The following is a 19,059-nucleotide window of genomic DNA, read 5'->3' as shown; positions in this document are numbered from 1 at the left end:
AAGCTATCTGTTTTTTAATTCAATAACGCTTTAGCCTTATTAAGGTCTTCATTCCAGGTCTCGGTACGTTTCGGATTATCCAATTTTTGGATGATAGTTTCCAATGCTTTCAACTTATCCTGATCCTTGGCATCGGTCCATTTCTTACGTAATACAAGTACTTTTTCATAATCCTGAATACCTTCTAGCATCCGTTCAAAACGTATAGAGCTTCTGTTTTGCGGGTATACAACATAGGTATCTCCAGCGGGCCATGTCCGAAACCGCGAATCCTGCAATGGAGTTTCCACCCATGAATTATAGGCCCAGTGTAACACCCCATCAAAACCTGCTGCTAAAGCATACCAGGCAAGGTATGTCGATTCCGCCGGATCAGAGAACGTAAACTGATTAGGAAAAGAGTTGCCACAATAGACATAAAATGTGCTGTTCAATCCCATTGCCCTTCTATTGATTAGATCCTGCTTAGCGAAAGGGTGTCCCGAAGCGATACTGATGTCTCTGCTATCCGGAAATTTTTTGTAGGTTTTTTGATTATCCGCATACGATACGCCCAATTCTGGTGCGATCTTTTTCAGCAAGGCGAAAGCTGCTTCCATCTGATCGGGTTCACGCTCATCCATTGCAATATTAGTAATAGACAACCATCCCTTTGCTTTCAGATGGGCAGAGGAATTGGTAAGAAATGGTGCCCACATTTGTTCAAAAACAGCTGTCCCTGGCTTAGCCTCCACATCCACAAATTTGCCAGTGGCTTCATCTTTATAATGAATCATATTATTCCACGGAATAATAGAGTAACAGTTGATCATTTTCTTTATCCCAAGATCCATCATGAGTGTAACCCACCGATCAAAGACCGTATAATCATACTCCCAGGAACCATTTTTTTTCTTCTTCCAGACAATCATATCCGCATAAGGATCTAGGGTCTGTACATTCCATGGATCTTTATTAAGCGTGGTTGTGATAACCTTTTGTCCGGCATCTGCGAGTCGCTTCATCACAGGTTTTAACGCGGCGAAATGCGCGTCTGACCACATCGTCAGTCCTTCGACACGGGCTACTGCCGATGGGTGTTGCCATTGATCTAGATGGAATGTCCATTGGCTGACGGCTGGCAACAACTCGTTGACCACCTCCAGTTCCAATGTCAACGTCTCTATCTTCTTCTCTCCGGATTTAACAGTGACCGTGCTGTTGTATATTCCACTTTCACTATCTCGAGGGATATCCACGGTGACCCATACTGGACGCACTTCTTTACCTTTAATATCATAGCTATCTACATCGTCCAGCATATCGGGCGACAATGAAGCTGCAAAATCTTTTGGTTTACGATAACCGCATCCAGGACCATATTCATCGGTCATCACATAACGTACAAAGTGGACCTGTGCCACATCGCCTTTGATTTCTTGACGCTTTGATGAATGGAAATTACCAATCTCTAAGGAGACATTTTTCACGGATGCGCTCGACCATAAAAGAAGCTGAGCGGAGACACGTTCGCCCTTCCAACCTTTGACCAACATCTTCTTTTGCAAGGGCACCTGTGGTGCTATAGAGCGCACGTAGCGCTTATCTATCGAAACAAAAGAGCTATTAAGTCCTGCCTTTACAGCGGACCAGTCAGAAAGCGTATCTGCCGTTGGGTCTGCCATCTCTACGAATGTCCTCCCTTTCGCAGCCGTTTGAGCCTGTATTACGTCACTTTGCCCCCACAATAGGAGGCTTGCCATTCCAATTTTTACTAAAGTCTTCAAAATATGTGTATTTAAGTTTAGTGACTAGTTATAAAAGTCCAGTTCTGCGATACTCAGCGAGTTGCCGCCCCCTGTGATCTCGGTTGATATAATACGAATATAACGTGTATTCACCTTATTTCCGAATAGATGTTTCCTTTTAGAGGGATCGTTAATTAAATTACCGAATTCAAAACTACCAGCATCCTGCCAGTTTTTACCATCTAGGCTTACTTTCAATAACCCTTTGGCCATCATACCTTCCCCATGTTTTCGCTGAGGGGTGTAGGCAAATCCCGAAACAGCATAGTCACGACCTAAGTCTATTTCAATAAACTGATCTGCTCCTGTGGATTGCGAGTGCCAGAATGAATTTTCATTTCCATCAATAGCTTTATCCGCAGCGAATTTTTCACGAGCCCCGCTGCTCGAAACCACTTTCCAATTCCTTTTGGCTATACCTAAAGTCTCTTCTACTGGAGCTCCTCTTTGCCCTTCGCGATCTATGGCAACAGCCTTTATGATAGAGGCAGTCGGTAAGAAAGCGCCCGTATACAGTTGCGACTTAACCGTAGGATTAGAACCATCTACGGTATAATAAATACGATAATCTGAAGTCAGGTTGGCTAGCACATCCTCACCATGTGGTTTCCATCCAAATTCATGCTGATGAGGCTTAATCTCGACTTTACCATCCAGATCAGGCTGAATAGCAAGCTGAGGTGGCCTCACAGGGACTAGGTAAGCGCCTACAGTCGTCAACACGGGGGTAGCTCGACTTTCTAACACACGCAATCGGAATCGACTAGCCTCCACCATAGGAAACCGTAATATCCTTTTGTACCCCACATTCGTACCCTCGGCAATCTGTTTCCAGCCTCCGTCTTTCCAGATATCAATCGCGTGTCTTTCGATACGCTCCCCATTTTGCTGTACAGCCTCCTACAATACAAAGCGATTGGTACGTATGGGCTTTGCTGTTTTAAATTCTATTGCACCATCTTTTACTATAAATACTGTAGCTTGATCCTTATCCAAGAGCTGTTTGGGAGCTGTTGCTTTCTGAAGGAGATTATTCGTATACCCCTCTTTGATTCGCTTGCCGACTTCCGTCAGCACCTGAACGTCTTCGTCGGAGAATCGGCCTTCCCGATTTGGCGGGATATTTAAAAGGAACGTACTATTACCTCCTACAGCACGTTCGTAAATATCAAAAACATCATCCGCACTTCGTACCTTCTGATGCACATCATCTCTATAAAACCAGCCCTCACGTATAGACGTATTGGTCTCTGCCTGCTGGTAATGGAGGTACTTTGCCGAATATAATTTTTCCCGGCTTCCCAAATCTTCATCGGTAAGATCCCTAAATCCTTCCAAGCTATGTGGATCAGCGTCATAAGGGATCACGTTCCACTCCGTCTTACGTGTACCACCTGCTTCATTACCACACCAACGGATATCCTCCTTTCCAAAAATAACAGCATTTGGCGCTAAAGTGTTAATTAACTCTCTCCAAGCTGCATAATTATACTTTTGTCCTCCTTTAGTTTTTGGATGTGCCCCGTCAAACCAAAGCTCGTGTACTGGACCGTACTCCGTAAGCAATTCAAAAAGCTGATTCAGAAAATATTCATTATAATCATCTACTTCAAACTGAAAGGTGGTCTTATTCTTAAATGGTCTACCTTCTACCTGTCTAGGAATAGTACGATTGGTGTATTTACTGAGGTTGCCGTACAGGCCCTTTTCATTTTCTATCTGAAATAAGTCTGCTGGCGAAAGGTATATCCCCAGCTTTAATCCATACTTTTGACAGGAAGCCGATAGGTCTTTCAAAATATCCCCCTTACCGTTTCTAAATCCGGTAGACATAACCCCATGATCCGTGTACCTACTCTGCCATAAGACGAATCCGTCGTGGTGCTTGACTGTCAATATCACTTTTTTCATCCCGGCAGATTTCATGGTGTGACACCATTGATCTGTGTCCAATTCTTTCAGGTCAAAAATACGTGGGTCTTCTTTGCCGTTACCCCATTCCATTTTCGTGAAGGTATTGGGCCCCATGTGTATAAAGGCTATAAATTCGTTCTGCAATGCCTCATACTGTCTTGCAGTAGGTACTACATGCGCTGCCTTCTGAATAATATCGGCATGCGTATCTGTAGCACTAACAGCATAGGTATTCTTTGTTGGAAGTGTATTTGCCACATTCTTTTGTTGAGCAAATCCTTGCCAAGAGACCAATAGTCCGCAACCAGCTAACAGTATTTGATTAAAAATTGTCATGGTATATACTTTAATTATAAAAAACTCTCATGATTCCTTTGGATCACCAACAGACATGAAAGTTCTTGTTGTCCATTAAACGCAGACAATTTCAGAAAAAACAGGGCTTTGGGTTTCCTAACCAGTTCTTAAAAGTATATAAAACTAACGTCGCATTATTAAACAATATTAACCTACTTTAAACATTTATTACCTTGTTTTTACCGTTGTATATATAATTTGCCCCTTTGCACCCTTTATTATTTAAGGTAATTAATATCTAGAAATGTCTTCTTGCAATTTTGAACGAGCTATACTATATTAGCAATAAGTTTACAAATATTAAACAACTTACGTTATGAGACCGGTCTTTGCCAAAATATTAAATGATATCAACCATCAAACATTTAGTATCAAACAATTTTCTAATTCTAATTTCTCGACCGAATTTCACTTTCACCATGAATGTCAAATCAATCTTGTATTGGAAAGTACTGGTAAACGAATCGTCGGCGACAGTATTGACGGATACGAGATTGACGAGATTACTTTTTTAGGTTCGGATCTACCACATGTCTGGCATACACACGCTGATGCACTTGGCCCTAAGGGATCGGCACGTTCGATTACTCTTTTTTTCGATCCCGACAAGTTAATTTCGGCGATGAAACATTTCGTAGATCCCGAACGACTGGTCTCCTTTCTACAAATTTCCAGACGAGGCCTTGTGTTTAAAAAAGGAGTAACAAAGCAACTTAAACCATTAATTTTAGCTATTTCTCAAAGTGAGGGATTCAAACAAGTTGCGCTATTCTTAACGCTGATGGATATTATGATCCACACAAAGGAATATGTAATTTTGAGCAGCGCAGGCTTCCAGGCCAATTATTCGGCAAATGATCCTGAAAAAATGGATAATATCATCCGATTCATGTTTGAAAACTACCACAGAGAGATTAGTCTAGACGAAATATCTGTTATTGCCAACATGACCAAACAAGCTTTTTGTCGATACTTTAAAAACCGTACTCAAAAGAGCTTTATACAATTTCTTAATGAAATTAGAATTAGCTATTCCTGTCAGATGATAAATCAAGGAGACGAATTCCTTGGTTCTACGATTATCATTAAAAACAATAAATAGCGAAGGTCAATACAAACAACTAAATTTGCTTAAAATTACCACGGTATGTATCAAAAAGTAGACGTCCTATTTCACCAACAGAAAGCTTATCAACGTTCCAATAAGCTATTGGAAGCGCGACAACGTATCGATCATTTAAAAAAATTGAAAGATGTGATCCAACGTCATGAACCGGAGATTTTCAACGCACTATCTACAGATCTTCGCAAAAGTGAGTTTGAGGCTGCCGTCACTGAAATCTATTTTGTCTATTCCGAGATTGATTTTGCAATTAAGCACCTGTCGAATTGGGTAAAGCCACGACGGGCGAGACCAACTGTTGCCAGTCTATTTGCCAAAAATAGGATCATTTACGAGCCCAAAGGAAGCTGTCTGATTATCGCCCCGTGGAACTACCCTTTTCAGCTCACCATGAGTCCTTTGGTCTCTGCCCTCGCAGCAGGCAATACCGCTATTATCAAACCTTCGGAATATAGCCCCCACACGGCTGCCGTCATAGCTGCAATTCTTGACGAAGCATTTGACACATCGGTTGTTTACTGTGCTTTAGGTGGGCAGGAGGTATCTGAAACACTATTGAAATTACCTTTCGATCATATTTTCTTTACCGGCAGTACCCAGGTAGGTAAGATTGTCATGCGGGCAGCGGCCGAACACCTGAGTACGATTACCCTAGAGCTCGGTGGCAAATCTCCTGCACTGATCCACAGCAGTGCTGACCTGGAGAAAACCGCTGAAAAGGTCGCGTGGGGTAAGCTGATCAATGCCGGGCAGACCTGTATTGCTCCCGACTATGTTTTGATTCATCACAGCCAAGAAGAAAAATTCATCCAACACTTTAAGACTGCCGCCACTCGACTAATATATGGGGAAAATGGCACAATAGATCCAAACAGCTACGCAAAGATCATCAATGGAAAACATATGGCCCGGCTCAACTTGCTTATCGAAGACGCCATCCAGAATGGCGCAGAGATTGCTTGGCAGGGACAGAATAATTTAGAAGATAGTATTTCACCAACGATATTACGTAACGTAAAGCCAGAAAGCCGTATACTGGAAGAAGAGATATTTGGCCCCCTATTACCCATAGTCACCTATAGCGATATCGAGGAAGCCATAGATTTTATTCGGTCCAAGCCTAAACCTCTAGCCTTGTATATATTTAGTAGTAACACAAGAGCTATAGATAACATTATCAAATCCACTTCTGCTGGGGGCACTTGCGTCAATGATGTCATACTTCATGTCTCGAATCCAAACCTTCCTTTTGGGGGGGTCAATCATAGTGGAATGGGTGGTAGTCACGGTTATTTTGGATTTAAAGCATTCTCGCACGAACGTTCGGTCATGTATCAATCCCGGGTTCCAATGTCAAAACTTATATACCCACCCTATTCAAATAAAGGGTGGGTATTGAAATTTTTAAAACGCTGGATGTAAAAGTACGTTGACCTAATTACATCATCTTCGTCGAAAATTCTTTTGGTCGCACCATAGATTCTTTATAGACATTACCAAAGCGGTCTGTCACCTTGATATCCAGTGTGCTGCTGGCTGACGAGGCAGTCGCCTTAAAAAAATGGGCGGACTTTGAAGTCACAAATCCCTTAGAGGGGGTGGCGTTATCTTGAAGACGCATCGCCGCATAAGACACGATATGCAATGGATCGTAGGTTTGTACCCGAGTCACCTTCAGTGGCACACCATTTTCCGTTACATTTACTTTCCATTGTGGGTCATCCCCCCAGACATTAATCAATACCTCATTTTTATTGTTCGCGACCTCATAACCGTTGGTATAGTTCTTTAATTTGGCATCGGTACTATTCGGTGCAAACTTAGCCGCTGTAATTTTAACTTTATTCAGATCATAGGCTCTAAATTGATAATCCCTGGCCTTATCTATTCCTTTGTAATACCAATCTATATTCCGTTCGGACATGTTCCAAACCATGTATCCACCCGGCGAACCATCCTGCGAAATATGATTACCGGTGTAGCCATCTTTGCCTGTCCACCACCAGGTGGCACATACCGCAGCAATATTATGTTCCATTAGATTCGGTGTATTTTCGACCGTATAGTTTACATGCGTATGACCTGTCAGTACCTGAACCCTTTTAAATGGGGCCAATACCGTCAATAATTCTGAAGCATTATCCAATCGCTGGGTAGCAGACTGGTCTGCTTTAGGGGCATTATTAAGTTGCACATGCATAGCCAATACAATAGGAGTAGATTTGTCCTGTACCGTCTCCAAATCTTTCTTCAACCATTCCATCTGTTCCTCCAGCACCCGGGCTTTATAATTACGTTCGCCGATTTTGCCCTGGTTTCCACCTTTATTCAAGTACTCCACGTTATCCAACACCACGTAATGTATCTTTCCAATGTTAAAGGAATAATAAGTGGGCCCTATATATTTACGGTAGGCAGCTCCACTATCCCAATCTCCCGCTATGTAGGGATCATTATCGTGATTGCCAATCGTATTAAATACTGTTGTATTCAGTTTATTCATCTGTAAGACATATTCCGGTAGGGCGAAGGATCTTGAATACCAATAATTATCCCAAGACAGATCACCCAATGTCAGGCCGTAAACCTTTTTACCTTGCTCACGTAGTTCTTGAATACTGCCATTTACATCTTTCACAAATCGTGCATACTGCGACAGATCGTCCGTTCGATCGGCCAGATGAAAGTCTGTCATCACTATTACGCTATGATTATCATTACGAACAGGGGTTAATTCAAAATCTACAACTTCTACCTCCTCGCGACTTGCTTGCAGGTACTTAAAAAACTGCGGCAGATTTCCTACGCTGTTCACTTCATAATTGGCCGGAATCGAGATAAACACATAGCCCTGCTTTTTGCTAGAAGCCAAGTAATATACCCCATTTTCATCCGTAGACGTCACTTCAACCCCATCCGACACCACCACATTCGCTACACCTCTACCTTTGGCATAAACCCTTCCTTTGACTGTCGCTCCTTCTTTATCGGGGATCGGCACCGCAAGCATCTTATCTGTAGACTTAATAACACGCTGCGAACAGCTTATCGAAAAAGAAGCGGTGAATAGGCTTAATGCCATCCAGAGTACAAAGGGACGAAATGTGTTCATATACTTACATTTAAGGTTATAGAACAAATATAAAACAAATCAAAACTAAAAACCGAAACAAAACGAAGCTACTTGAAGATAAATTTAAAATCCAACAGATTTATTACAAAGAAGATAGCGTGCTAGAGATTTTTTTGGCACAGTTATGGCTAATACCTAAGTATTCATAATTTAGGTTAATAATTGGTTAGTTAAAATGCCTGAAGCTCTCCGCTTCAGGCATTTATTATAATTTAGACTTGTTGGTATTATATCTATAACAACCCAATACCACCAATTCTATAGCGAAAACCAAATTCATGGGTATTATTCGAAATACGTTGATTGAGCGTATTGCTTTTAGGGCTGAACTGATAGCTATACCCTATCCCAAAAGATCCAAAATTCAACTGTAATAATCCGGAGAGATCTCCCTGATTCTGTACGCCCATCCCTAGTCCCAGTTTGGCCCCCATAAATACCAAGGCGCTGACGTCGTATCTTGGTGTCATATCGTCCATGTGGCTTACCAAGAATGAAGGCCGAAGGTAAAAACTATTATCTAGTCTAAACAATGCTCCCCCAGTCACGTAATACACATTACGAAATTCATACTCCTGATCACCACTCCTATTCAGCGAAAACCGCGGCATCGAAACACCGAAGTAGTATTTATCTTTTTTATAGTACGAAGTACTTATACTAAGGACACCTGCCGTTTCACGAATATCTTCTTTGAATGAGGGATCGTTGGGATCCAATTGGTTGTAATCGCCTTGATAAAACAAAAGGCCGCCCCCCATAGAAAGACTCAGGTACTCATCTCTATCTAATCGTACAGCTTTCGAGGCAAATGCTGTCACTTCATTTTCTTTGACGACTCCCAGTGATGCGTGTTTAATGTCGCCACCGATGGCCAATCCCAATTTAGATATCATTCCGTGCCCCGACGCCCATAGCGAACGAGGAGCACCATCCACCCCCATCCATTGGCTTCGTCCAAGCACAGAAAAATTCCCCTGTTCATCCATGGTGCTCAGCGAGGAGTTAAATGAATTGCGCAACTGGCCAAACTGATTGTAACTCACGCCATGCTGTGCCCTACTGCACAGGGGCAGTAGGATCAACAGGCTCATAATTATGTTTATTGTTTTCATTTTTTAAAAGTTATGAAGGTTATGAGGTGATGAAAGTTAACAGTTATAACCTTGTAACCTCTGTAACATTGTAACCGACTTTATTATCTCTTAATCACAAAAAATCCTTTTTCACGCTTCCAGGTATTACCATCTTTTACATCGATATAGTAATAGTACGTACCATCGCGATGAGCATTACCAAAGAATACCCGTTCTCTATTGTCATAGCCTTGTATTTCAGCCAGAACAACACCGTTCTTGTCAAAAATGGTCACCTTGTTATCGATATAGTCGCGAATACCTTCGATAATCAGGAATTCGTTGATACCATCCCCATTTGGAGATACCGCCTGATGTACGATAATAGGCAACTTAGCCGATGCGTCATTTGCAATACGTACCGATACCGTCACTGGACTTGCCGCTTCATAATTCTCATTACCAGCCTGTGTCGCTGTTATGAGTACCGTACCGAGACGCAACACGTTCAGATCAGTTCCTGATACCGTACCCACCATAGGATCATCTACAATTAGACTAACCGGGAGATTACTGCTGCTATACACATCCAAAGCAACTTTACCTGCATCGCGGCCCAATACCTCTGGTGCCGTAAAACTAATCGTTTGTTTCGCTTTGCGGATCAACAACGTTGCGCTGAAGCTTGTACCAAAATAGTTTTGTGTTTCAGCAATAATAGCCTTCACTTCATAACTACCTGCATTGATCTTGTCGTTGTTTTGATAAGCGACAGTCACGCTAGTAGGCAAACTGCCGTTCAGCTGGATTGATTTAACAGCACCATCATAGACCACATCCTTGTTCACAAAACTCAATCCCGATAGGGTCGCCTTGGTGATTATCAGATTGGCACCTGTATAACTGATAGTATAGTTATCACCTGCCGCCAGTGTACCTCTTTGGATAGCATAACTACCGACATTCTCACCTTCTACACGTGTAAGACCTCCAATCAGTATTGATTTACTGTCTGTACGTTTGAATCCTGTAGCGATATATGTCAAGGCAGGATCGTTTGTACCATACACCTTCGTTTTCGCATCCGCTGTTACCGTTAATACCGCTTTCGTAATGCTCAATGCTGATTTAACATAGTTGATCGCGTAGTTACTCGCAGCAAGATCCACGTTCGTGATATCGTAGTTGCCTACGGACTCACCTTGTGCACGTGTCAGGTTACCACTTACTACTGTCGCTGCATCGCCATTACGGAGATCCGAAGCCTTCACCATATAGGTCAGCGCAGGATCGGCATCACCATACACCTTCGTCTTCGCATCCGCTGTTACCGTTAATACAGCTTTCGTTATGCTCAATGGCGATTTAACATAGTTGATCGCGTAGTTACTCGCAGCAAGATCCACGTTCGTGATATCGTAGTTGCCCACAGCCTCCCCTTGTGCGCGCGTTAGCGTACCGCTTACTACTGTTGCTGCATCGCCGTTACGGAGATCCGAAGCCTTCACCGCATAGGTCAGTGCAGGATCTGCTTCGCCATAGACCTTAGTCTTCGCATCCGCTGTTACGGTTAATATCGCTTTGGTGATGCTCAACTGGGATTTAACGTAGTTTATCGCGTAGTTGTCTGCTGCAAGATCCACATTCGTGATATCGTGGTTGCCCACAGCCTCACCTTGTGCACGTGTCAGGCTACCACTTACTACTGTCGCTTCATCGCCGTTACGAAGATCAGAAGCCTTCACCATATAAGTCAGTGCAGGATCTGCTTCCCCATAGACCTTAGTCTTCGCATCCGCTGTTACAGTAAGAATAGCTGGAACTATGGTTAATGACTGCGGAACAGATGCGGCAGGCAAGTATACATTATTTCCACCTTGGGTAGCTGTAATGGTCACCGTTCCAACCTTTTTAGCATTGACTTTCCATTTACCGCCATCATTGTTGTCCTGATATACTTCAGCGATATTCGAGTCAGACGACACGAACGACACAGGAAGATTCGATGTTGCTGAGGCCGTCAATACTACCCCTTGCTGACCATAAGTTAGGTTGGTCAATGCCGCAAAACTGATCGACTGCTCGCCCATCGTTTTTGCAGACGCTAATGCTTCCCCACTCTGATGGCCTCGCTGATCTATAGCGATTAGGAAAAATTCGTAAGAAGCTCCGTTAGGAAGACCCGAATACGTATAGTATTCTGTTCCTTTTGCTATATCTGTTAAATACGTTTTTACGCCACCATCAGGTTTAACATAGAGTATATACTTCTCAAAGTCAGTTTCCATATTCGCTTCCCAAGCCAGCGATATCTGCGCATCCTGACCTGTAGCTGTAAAATTAGCAGGAACAACTGGCGGATTAGAATCTACATTTACACCTGTAGTATTTCCAACCGAGTTTAGCGTCAACACCGCATTATTGCCTGCAGCGTCTCTGATTGTACCCCCATTCAATGATAAAGCGCCCACTGCAACACCATCATGATCCTCCAATCCTGCAGCCACTGTATATCGGAATACGAGTGCAGGGCTTCCAGAACCAGACAGGTAATTCGCATATGCCGTCTGTCCTCCGATCGTAAGCGACAGTCGAGGCGTTCCTCCTATCGCATCTACAGTCACAGCCTCCGAGAAGTAAATCGTAAAGTCCAGGTTCTGATTAAGTAGATAATAGCCATTTGTAGGTACAGCGACAGATGTAACTGTAGGAACAATACCATCTATCACAATAGCACGCTGTCCAGCAATGGAGTTTGAACTGCCGACAGCAGGCAAGGTCAATATGGCAACATCATTGTGTATATTTTTAATAGTCGAACCATTCAAAGAAAGTGCAGTAGTCGATGTATAGTCTAGATCGGCAGAGATATCAGCAGCCCGTACCGTATAGTTAAATGTCAAGGTATTACTTCCGCTACCACTTGCATAAGTCGCCTCCCGGTCGATTACTCCTGTCTCCAATAAAAGTGTAGGTATACCTACACCTGTATTGACCACCACCGTTTGATCGAAAGTCATTGTCAGCGCAATGACATCGTTTATTTTATACGTACCATTAGGAGTTGATGCCCCAACGGAGGTTACTTTGGGATTGATCGAATTGACTGTAATAACGATATTGTCGGTATCCGTTTTAGCTCCACCAGAGCCCGAATTGCCCTTATCATCTGTTATTATCTGTAGGGAAGCAGATCCATTATAACCTGGGGTTGGAGTAAATATCAAACCATTTAAGGCATTATTAATATTTGCTATCGTCCCCTCAAACTTCATTATAGCATCGCTTGTACCACTACCTGATAGGAAAATCAGCCCATTGGTGCTACCCAATGTCATCCTACCGTTCGTTGCAGTCAAAGCAACCTGAACATTTGAAGATCCAGCATCTCCATCCGAAATGGAGATTAAATTATTATTCCCAGTACTAAATGTCAAAGTAGCATCTTGATCCACCGATTGAGGTCCCGGCACCGAATTAACTGGCGCATCGTTGACAGCAGTGACGAGCAATGTAGTCGTCTTGGTATCCGTTAACGAAGTCCCTCCACTATTACCATTATCATTAATGGACACGGTCAATAAGACATTATTCGTGGCATTACTAGCCGTTGTAAATGTAACAGCACTAGCTGCTATAAAAGTATTGATATTAGCAATGCTTCCACTAAGTGTCAACATTGCTGCCGTTCCGCCTACGGTAATACCCATTCCTGATGTCGCACTGAGCGTACCAGTCGGCACAGAAAAAGTAACTATCACGGGATTGATACCTGCATCCACATCAGAAAAACTTATCGCTGTAAGCGCAGAAGCAACATCTTCTGTTACAGAAATACTTGCAGGTACGGTAACTACTGGTGCATCATTTACCGGATTAACGGTTATCGTGACTGTCGCCACGTTGCTATTTAAATCTCCATCATACACTTTATAGGTAAAGCTATCTGTACCGTTAAAATTCGCATTCGGTGTATAGGCAAATGATCCATTAGCGTTTAAGGTAAGCGTACCATTAGTAGGTCCTGTTACAAGTACCGCAGTTAGTGTATTGCTATCCACATCGGTATCATTTGCTAAAATACCAGGAGCAGGAACTGTCAACGTCACATCTTCATTAATGATATAAGAATCATTCGTAGCAACAGGTGCATCATTGACAGCAACTACGGAAACAGTCTTTGTCGCCGCCACAGAACCAAGACTACCATCATTGACGGTAAAGGTTATTGTACGTGCAGCTGTTGATGGATTTTGCGACGAGTTATCGTATTTAACCGCGCGCAAAGCCGCCTGCCATTGCGCCAAAGTCGCCGAGGATCCAGCAGAGCTAAGTGTCAATACACCCGTTGCGTTATTGTACAGCGCTGCCGTTATATCACCCATTGTAGTCCCATTATTGGCAAATTCCAACACATCTTGTCCAGCTTGGAAATTACCCGTAATCGCTACTCTTGCAGTAGCTAAGGTTGTATTATCCGGATCAGAAAGGGTCACGGCACCGTCGATTGCAACGCCGGATGCTCCCTCCGTAAAAGTCGTATTACCACCGCTAGTGGTTACTACGGGCGCATTATTTACGGCGACCACAGTAACTGTAGACGCTATTGATAAGCTAGTGGTATTAACCCCACCATTGGCTGTACCACCATTATCCTGAATACTAGTCAGGGAGACAACACGATTTATGCTAGTAGGAGCTTCACTACTATTTCGGTAACTCACCCCGTCAATTAGCGTATGGAGTGCCAAGGTACTGATGCCTGATGACTTTGATACCGTTACCATTGCGACACCCGTATTCACCGTAACTGTCACAGACAATGCATTAGTTGCCGTGATAATGGAATTACCATCCGTCAGGGCGACATCACTGCCATCAATAGCCAATATCTCTTCAGCACCATCAGAAACTCCGGTTACTGTTAACGTCAATTGTCGCATCAGCTGACCACTTTCCACGGTCGACGAAGAAACTGCAGAAAATAAATCTACTGCTGATCCCCCCTCGGTAAACGTCACTGTTCCTCCAGTCGCAGTGAGTGTTGGTGGATTATTGACCGAATAGACTTGAAGCTCCCGCCCAAACTCAGCCGAAGTACTGATTCCATCATTCACGGTAAAAGCCAGTTCCCTAAGTTGTGTCCCCGGATTATTCGACGTATTGTGGTACGTCACCGAGCGTAACGCATTGTTCCACTGCTCCAGCGTAGCTTCTTTTCCAGGAGATGATAGCATCAATATACTACCCGAAAACGGAGAAGCTATGATATTACCCATGGTAGAGTTATCATTCACAAAGGACAGCACATCCTCAGACAGCAATCCACCACGTATCAAAATATTCGCCGTGGACAGTGTGGTATTATCGAGGTCAGTAAGCGTGATTCCACCATCAGCGACCACCCCTAGATGACCTTCGGTATAATATACCTTACTCGCCGTTCCGGTTACCACCGGAACATAATTGGGCTGGGTCACCACGATATCGTTGCCTTCTAATACACATCCATTATGATCGGTAACCACCACTTTGTAAGCACCTGAGGTAAGACCAGTGACATCTTCTGTGATCGCAAATGCCGTCATCGCTCCATTTTTATACCATTTATACGTGTAAGGTAGTACCCCCCCCGTGACCGTTATATTTATCCTACCGTCATTACCACCATAGCTCGTTACGGGGGTTACCGTGGGCAGTGCGATATACAAAGCATCGGGCTGGCCGATAGTATATTCTTGGGTAGCGATACACCCCATATTATCCGTCACGGTCACCACATACGTTCCTGCCTGGAGACCTGTGATCGTCTGCTCTGTAGACAGCTCTAAGATAGAACCTTTTAGCACCCAACTGTAGGAATACGGTTGGGTACCGCCTGTCGCTGACGCTGTGGCTGTCCCGTTGTTTCCTCCGTGGCAAGACACATCTGTCTTGGTTGTATTATCGGCAATAGTAACTTGATTCACGGTCAATTTAGCCGCTGTAGAAGTTACAGATACACCTATATTACTGGATACAATCACCTGATAGGTATAGCTATTCATACTAATCGGTGCATTCGCAATATGCAGCGTCGACGCAGTCACACCACTATATACTCCACCGTTTGACAAATCGGTAAATCCACTTCCGGTATTGACCTGCCATTTATAAGTCAACGTACCACTCCCTGTCGCACCGACGGTAAAACCAGTACCGCTCCCCGCACATATCTTACTATCTTCAGGATGATCATTTATCTTTGGAACAGTTAGCTTCAATGGATTTGTAAGGGTAGCTTTTGCTCCCGTCAGGCGTATACGGAACCAAGTATCCTCTGTCAATAAGGTATTTAAGGTCAATGCAGCTGTACTTGTACCCGCAAATGCGGCACCATCCTGAATATTATTAAAATTTATTCCATCTGTACTACTTTGCCATTGGAAATAACAAGCATCTGTAAAGGTACCTGTAATCGTATTATTGCTGAGCTGCAACGCCGTATACGTCGGTGCACTTACATTCCAAGTGATAGGAGAATTCGTCAGATTGAAATCCTGTACATCGAGTCTGTCCGATATGGCAAATGTTCTGGCGAACAGCTGTGTGCGCAAGGCATTCCTACCGCCCGTTAGCGTTATCGGGTTTAATTTAGCCTGAAATGCATTCTCCTGATCAATACCTTGAAGATTAGCGACAATAGCAGTCTGCCGCGGACTAATATTCGGATTCAAGGACTTTGAAGAAGATAATATGGGATAATATTCCCATTGCGTCATTTCGGTATCCCATCCCGCTTTATTGATAAGCATTGCAGCATGTATCTTAAATGGGCTATTGACGTAAGCAAAGAGCTGATCGCCGGCAAGTCCCAAATCGAAATTCCCCTGATAGCCACTGATACTTCCGCTCGAAGCCAGGGTATTGGCGCCATCCAACGTAATGACAATTGTGGTACCGGGACTTATCCCTTGTGTTGCAGTCCATATCAATTCGCCATCCGAGCGTGCGTCTGTGAAAGACTGAAATGGCCCTCCTGTATACCCTCTGTCTGTGAATCGAATTGCGGTATTAGCAGGCAATGAGTCTAGCACCACAAAGGAGAATCTGTCCTTTTGACCTTGGGGATTTGCAGCGTCAGCGATCTGATACCCCGTAAAAGCAATCAGTCCAGTAGCATCGTTACATTGGGCCTGTACGTTATTCCAGTTAAAGAGCTGAAACAAGGTAATAAAGAAGCTCGCTAGAATATAAAATATCTTTTTCATAATTAATTGGTTCGTTAGGAACACAAATAGGTATTAAACCAACCATTTTGGTTGGGTTGAGGATGTTGTGCTTTAAGATCCTGCCATACAGAAAGCATTTCCATCGCCGCAATGGTTTGATACTGTATCTTTTTGTCTATTACCGATAACTGGTGTACTGGTGCTATCAGTGTCAGAAAGTCTTTGTCTACGATAGCCTCCCCCCTAGTTAACCTAATCGGTCCTGCCAGATCTGCCATTGAAGCGATTAGACTAAAAGATGAATTTCCTTGCTTATCCTGCAAGGCTTTGGCGATCAACAGGCCTGCGTCCCATCCCAAAGCTGCAAAACAACTCGCTACACGATTTAATTTTTGTTCGAATACACGTAAAAACAGGGTATTTTCTTCATTGTCCAGTGCCCTATCCCAGGCTATAAAACCAGAAGTCTGATTATTATGGATTAGTACATCTCGATGATTAACCAGAGACTCCATCAAAAAGGTAGAACTGCCCCAAAGTCCATGTTCCTGCGAAAAGCACTGTTGCGACCATTGCTGCCAAAACACCGTAGTAAGTGGATTTGAATAACTAGCAAAGATCGTAAGGTTATTTTTGGATTCTGTAAGGTATGTCGTAAGCGGTTCCAACGAAAATGCTTCCCCTTTACTATGCGGTATAAAATTGTAAATGACCTCACCTCCTTCTTGCATAAAAGCGTCGACTACAAGTTGACAAGGTGCATAGCCGCCTTCATAATAATTGCTAGCCAATACAAGTTGCTTACTACCTTCTTCATATATTGTTTTGCCTGTCACATAAGCCAATAGGCTTTCTTGCAAACTGAGATGGAATACTAAGGGATGTGGATGCCAATCTAAAGGTAATTTTGCACCCATGTTGACAACGACCAATTCTTTATTTACAGCTTCCAACAACGGAAAAAGCTTACTTATCTTTGGATAATCCGCAAAAGCAACCAAAAGATCTGCCCCTTTATTGAGTAGCAAATCTTCGGCTTTAGCCAGCATATCGACATCATCGACACCAAATCCGATAGATGCACTCATCCACTCGACGACTATATCATGCTGTGCTAGAGCATACTGCAACGATAAATAGAAATCATAGCCCAACTGCGGATGAGTTGTCGAACTGGGTATCAGTACAGCTATTTTCATTGGAATAAGTTATTTTTTAAAAGATGGGTTATCATTCTCATCCGAGTTATTCATTAATTATTTAGAATATTCGCATTACCTTCAGCCGTGTGTATCCGGAAGCCTAAAGCCTCCCTCCTGATTCTATCTTATAGGGTTCTCTTAAGTGGGAGATGGATAAATTCCGTATAGCGAAATAATAAAATTGACACAGAGATAGGGTTGAAAATTGGTATGTGGCTCGCTCCCACCTGTCGTTCCTGTCTGTGTGTTAGCTACTACGGTAGTCGATTTTGCGGTTGTATTGGAAGATTTTATTTTTCCGAATTGCTTTAATCCAGGGACTATAGCCGGATAACCTACCGTCGGGTCTGCCGAAGAACCGGTCTGTGAACCCTGCGCGTATCCGGATATTTTTGCCTGTACAGTTTCAGGACCTGCACCAAAATGATTATGTGCTGGGATCTGACTTATGGTCAATGTTACTTCTTCAGCTCCCCCTGTCTCGGCGAGTATAAAACCATTGCCTTGATGAATGGGGATGCGTCCTCGAAGATCGGGTAAGGCAAAGGTTGACTCTCCATCACCACCATACGTAGTGCCAATTAAGTTAAATAATGTTTCATTCTCCGAGATGGGTAATAGCTGTCCTTCACAAAACATCCATCCTGCCGGAGCAAAATTCCCAGCAAATACTCTTATTTCACCAACATAAGATGCCATAGTATAATAATTTTAACCTCTTGGGGGGAATACTCCCTGCAGAGCAATACAGAAATAAAGTGTTAAATAAGGTTGTAAGTTTTTATGGGGCTGGTCTCCTCCTACCGGTAGATCCACAATGGTCATCTGCCGGGGGGCGCCCTGTGTCGCGGTACTGCTATATAAATTTACATCTGGTACTTCTGCGAAATATGTCTGTACAGGACTAGCCGTATCGGCCTCCGCTGCTACCGGATAGCTCACATTCTTAATGGGATGGCTGTGGGCAGGAATCTCACTGGCTAGTAGTGTGACGGTATCCGCTCCACCACTTTCTCCCAAATCATGTAGGGATAATCCGGGGCCTTGTCCAGGGTGCATGGGAACACATCCCTGCATATTGGGTAAAGCAAAATTTGACATACCATTACCTCCATAAGTGGTTCCCAGTAAAGAGAATAAAGCCGTATTTTGGGAGAGCGGTAATAACTGTCCATCACACCAAGCCCAACCTTTCGGGACAAAGTTAAATGGGAATATACATATTTCTGCTACAAATGGATCTGTTGCGGCCATAG

At 43.4% G+C, this 19,059-nt stretch carries 11 protein-coding genes; 2 read left to right on the top strand and 9 right to left on the bottom strand.

Annotation, left to right across the window (positions count from 1 at the left end; genetic code table 11):
• Positions 1–14: 14 nt before the first annotated feature.
• From B5X76_RS04110 to B5X76_RS22130, 3 genes are all read right to left on the bottom strand, one after another.
• Entirely contained in the window at positions 15–1,742 is a 1,728-nt protein-coding gene (locus tag B5X76_RS04110) for a DUF4091 domain-containing protein (RefSeq protein WP_139375207.1), read from the bottom strand.
• A 48-nt stretch (positions 1,743–1,790) separates the two neighbouring features.
• Positions 1,791–2,594: a discoidin domain-containing protein gene (locus tag B5X76_RS22135; protein ID WP_217699620.1), complete on the bottom strand. Its 804-nt coding sequence runs from the start codon at positions 2,592–2,594 to the stop codon at positions 1,791–1,793.
• A 93-nt stretch (positions 2,595–2,687) separates the two neighbouring features.
• Positions 2,688–4,037 carry an alpha-L-fucosidase gene (locus tag B5X76_RS22130; protein ID WP_217699619.1) on the bottom strand — a complete coding sequence of 450 codons (1,350 nt, stop codon included), beginning with the start codon at positions 4,035–4,037 and terminating at the stop codon, positions 2,688–2,690.
• 337 nt (positions 4,038–4,374) lie between these two features.
• Here B5X76_RS22130 and B5X76_RS04100 point away from each other — a divergent pair, with 337 nt between their 5' ends.
• Together B5X76_RS04100 and B5X76_RS04095 are read left to right on the top strand one after the other, a co-directional pair.
• On the top strand, positions 4,375–5,160 hold the full coding sequence (locus tag B5X76_RS04100) for an AraC family transcriptional regulator (protein ID WP_079641470.1): 786 nt from the start codon (positions 4,375–4,377) through the stop codon (positions 5,158–5,160).
• Positions 5,161–5,205: 45 nt separating this feature from the next.
• The gene (locus B5X76_RS04095; protein WP_079641468.1) at positions 5,206–6,603 is read left to right on the top strand and encodes an aldehyde dehydrogenase family protein; all 1,398 of its coding nucleotides are present in this window, start codon (positions 5,206–5,208) and stop codon (positions 6,601–6,603) included.
• A 16-nt stretch (positions 6,604–6,619) separates the two neighbouring features.
• On the opposite strand, the gene B5X76_RS04090 is transcribed toward B5X76_RS04095, so the two are convergent.
• From B5X76_RS04090 to B5X76_RS04065, 6 genes are all read right to left on the bottom strand, one after another.
• On the bottom strand, positions 6,620–8,293 hold the full coding sequence (locus tag B5X76_RS04090; protein WP_079641466.1) for a calcineurin-like phosphoesterase C-terminal domain-containing protein: 1,674 nt from the start codon (positions 8,291–8,293) through the stop codon (positions 6,620–6,622).
• A gap of 254 nt (positions 8,294–8,547) precedes the next feature.
• The gene (locus B5X76_RS04085; RefSeq protein ID WP_079641464.1) at positions 8,548–9,429 is read right to left on the bottom strand and encodes a PorP/SprF family type IX secretion system membrane protein; all 882 of its coding nucleotides are present in this window, start codon (positions 9,427–9,429) and stop codon (positions 8,548–8,550) included.
• Between the two features lie 83 nt (positions 9,430–9,512).
• On the bottom strand, positions 9,513–16,640 hold the full coding sequence (locus B5X76_RS04080) for an MBG domain-containing protein (RefSeq protein WP_079641462.1): 7,128 nt from the start codon (positions 16,638–16,640) through the stop codon (positions 9,513–9,515).
• A 14-nt stretch (positions 16,641–16,654) separates the two neighbouring features.
• Positions 16,655–17,800: an ABC transporter substrate-binding protein gene (locus B5X76_RS04075; RefSeq protein ID WP_079641460.1), complete on the bottom strand. Its 1,146-nt coding sequence runs from the start codon at positions 17,798–17,800 to the stop codon at positions 16,655–16,657.
• A 141-nt stretch (positions 17,801–17,941) separates the two neighbouring features.
• Positions 17,942–18,502 (bottom strand): phage tail protein, encoded by a 561-nt coding sequence (locus B5X76_RS04070; RefSeq protein ID WP_079641458.1) that lies wholly within the window; start codon positions 18,500–18,502, stop codon positions 17,942–17,944.
• Positions 18,503–18,514: 12 nt separating this feature from the next.
• Positions 18,515–19,057 carry a phage tail protein gene (locus tag B5X76_RS04065; protein ID WP_079641456.1) on the bottom strand — a complete coding sequence of 181 codons (543 nt, stop codon included), beginning with the start codon at positions 19,055–19,057 and terminating at the stop codon, positions 18,515–18,517.
• Positions 19,058–19,059 lie beyond the last annotated feature (2 nt).

The organism is Sphingobacterium nematocida, assembly GCF_900168125.1.
In the GTDB taxonomy this organism is placed as follows: domain Bacteria; phylum Bacteroidota; class Bacteroidia; order Sphingobacteriales; family Sphingobacteriaceae; genus Sphingobacterium; species Sphingobacterium nematocida.
The sequence above is the reverse complement of the archived record's forward strand: the minus strand, read 5'-3'. Positions and strand labels throughout refer to the sequence as shown.

Bases quoted from the DNA above. Each gene is read 5' to 3' on its own strand.
- B5X76_RS04110 (WP_139375207.1), bottom strand. From the start codon at position 1,742: ATGGCAAGCCTCCTATTGTGGGGGCAAAGTGACGTAATACAGGCTCAA.
- B5X76_RS22130 (WP_217699619.1), bottom strand. From the start codon at position 4,037: ATGACAATTTTTAATCAAATACTGTTAGCTGGTTGCGGACTATTGGTC.
- B5X76_RS04100 (WP_079641470.1), top strand. From the start codon at position 4,375: ATGAGACCGGTCTTTGCCAAAATATTAAATGATATCAACCATCAAACA.
- B5X76_RS04095 (WP_079641468.1), top strand. From the start codon at position 5,206: ATGTATCAAAAAGTAGACGTCCTATTTCACCAACAGAAAGCTTATCAA.
- B5X76_RS04090 (WP_079641466.1), bottom strand. From the start codon at position 8,293: ATGAACACATTTCGTCCCTTTGTACTCTGGATGGCATTAAGCCTATTC.
- B5X76_RS04085 (WP_079641464.1), bottom strand. From the start codon at position 9,429: ATGAAAACAATAAACATAATTATGAGCCTGTTGATCCTACTGCCCCTG.
- B5X76_RS04080 (WP_079641462.1), bottom strand. From the start codon at position 16,640: ATGAAAAAGATATTTTATATTCTAGCGAGCTTCTTTATTACCTTGTTT.
- B5X76_RS04075 (WP_079641460.1), bottom strand. From the start codon at position 17,800: ATGAAAATAGCTGTACTGATACCCAGTTCGACAACTCATCCGCAGTTG.
- B5X76_RS04070 (WP_079641458.1), bottom strand. From the start codon at position 18,502: ATGGCATCTTATGTTGGTGAAATAAGAGTATTTGCTGGGAATTTTGCT.
- B5X76_RS04065 (WP_079641456.1), bottom strand. From the start codon at position 19,057: ATGGCCGCAACAGATCCATTTGTAGCAGAAATATGTATATTCCCATTT.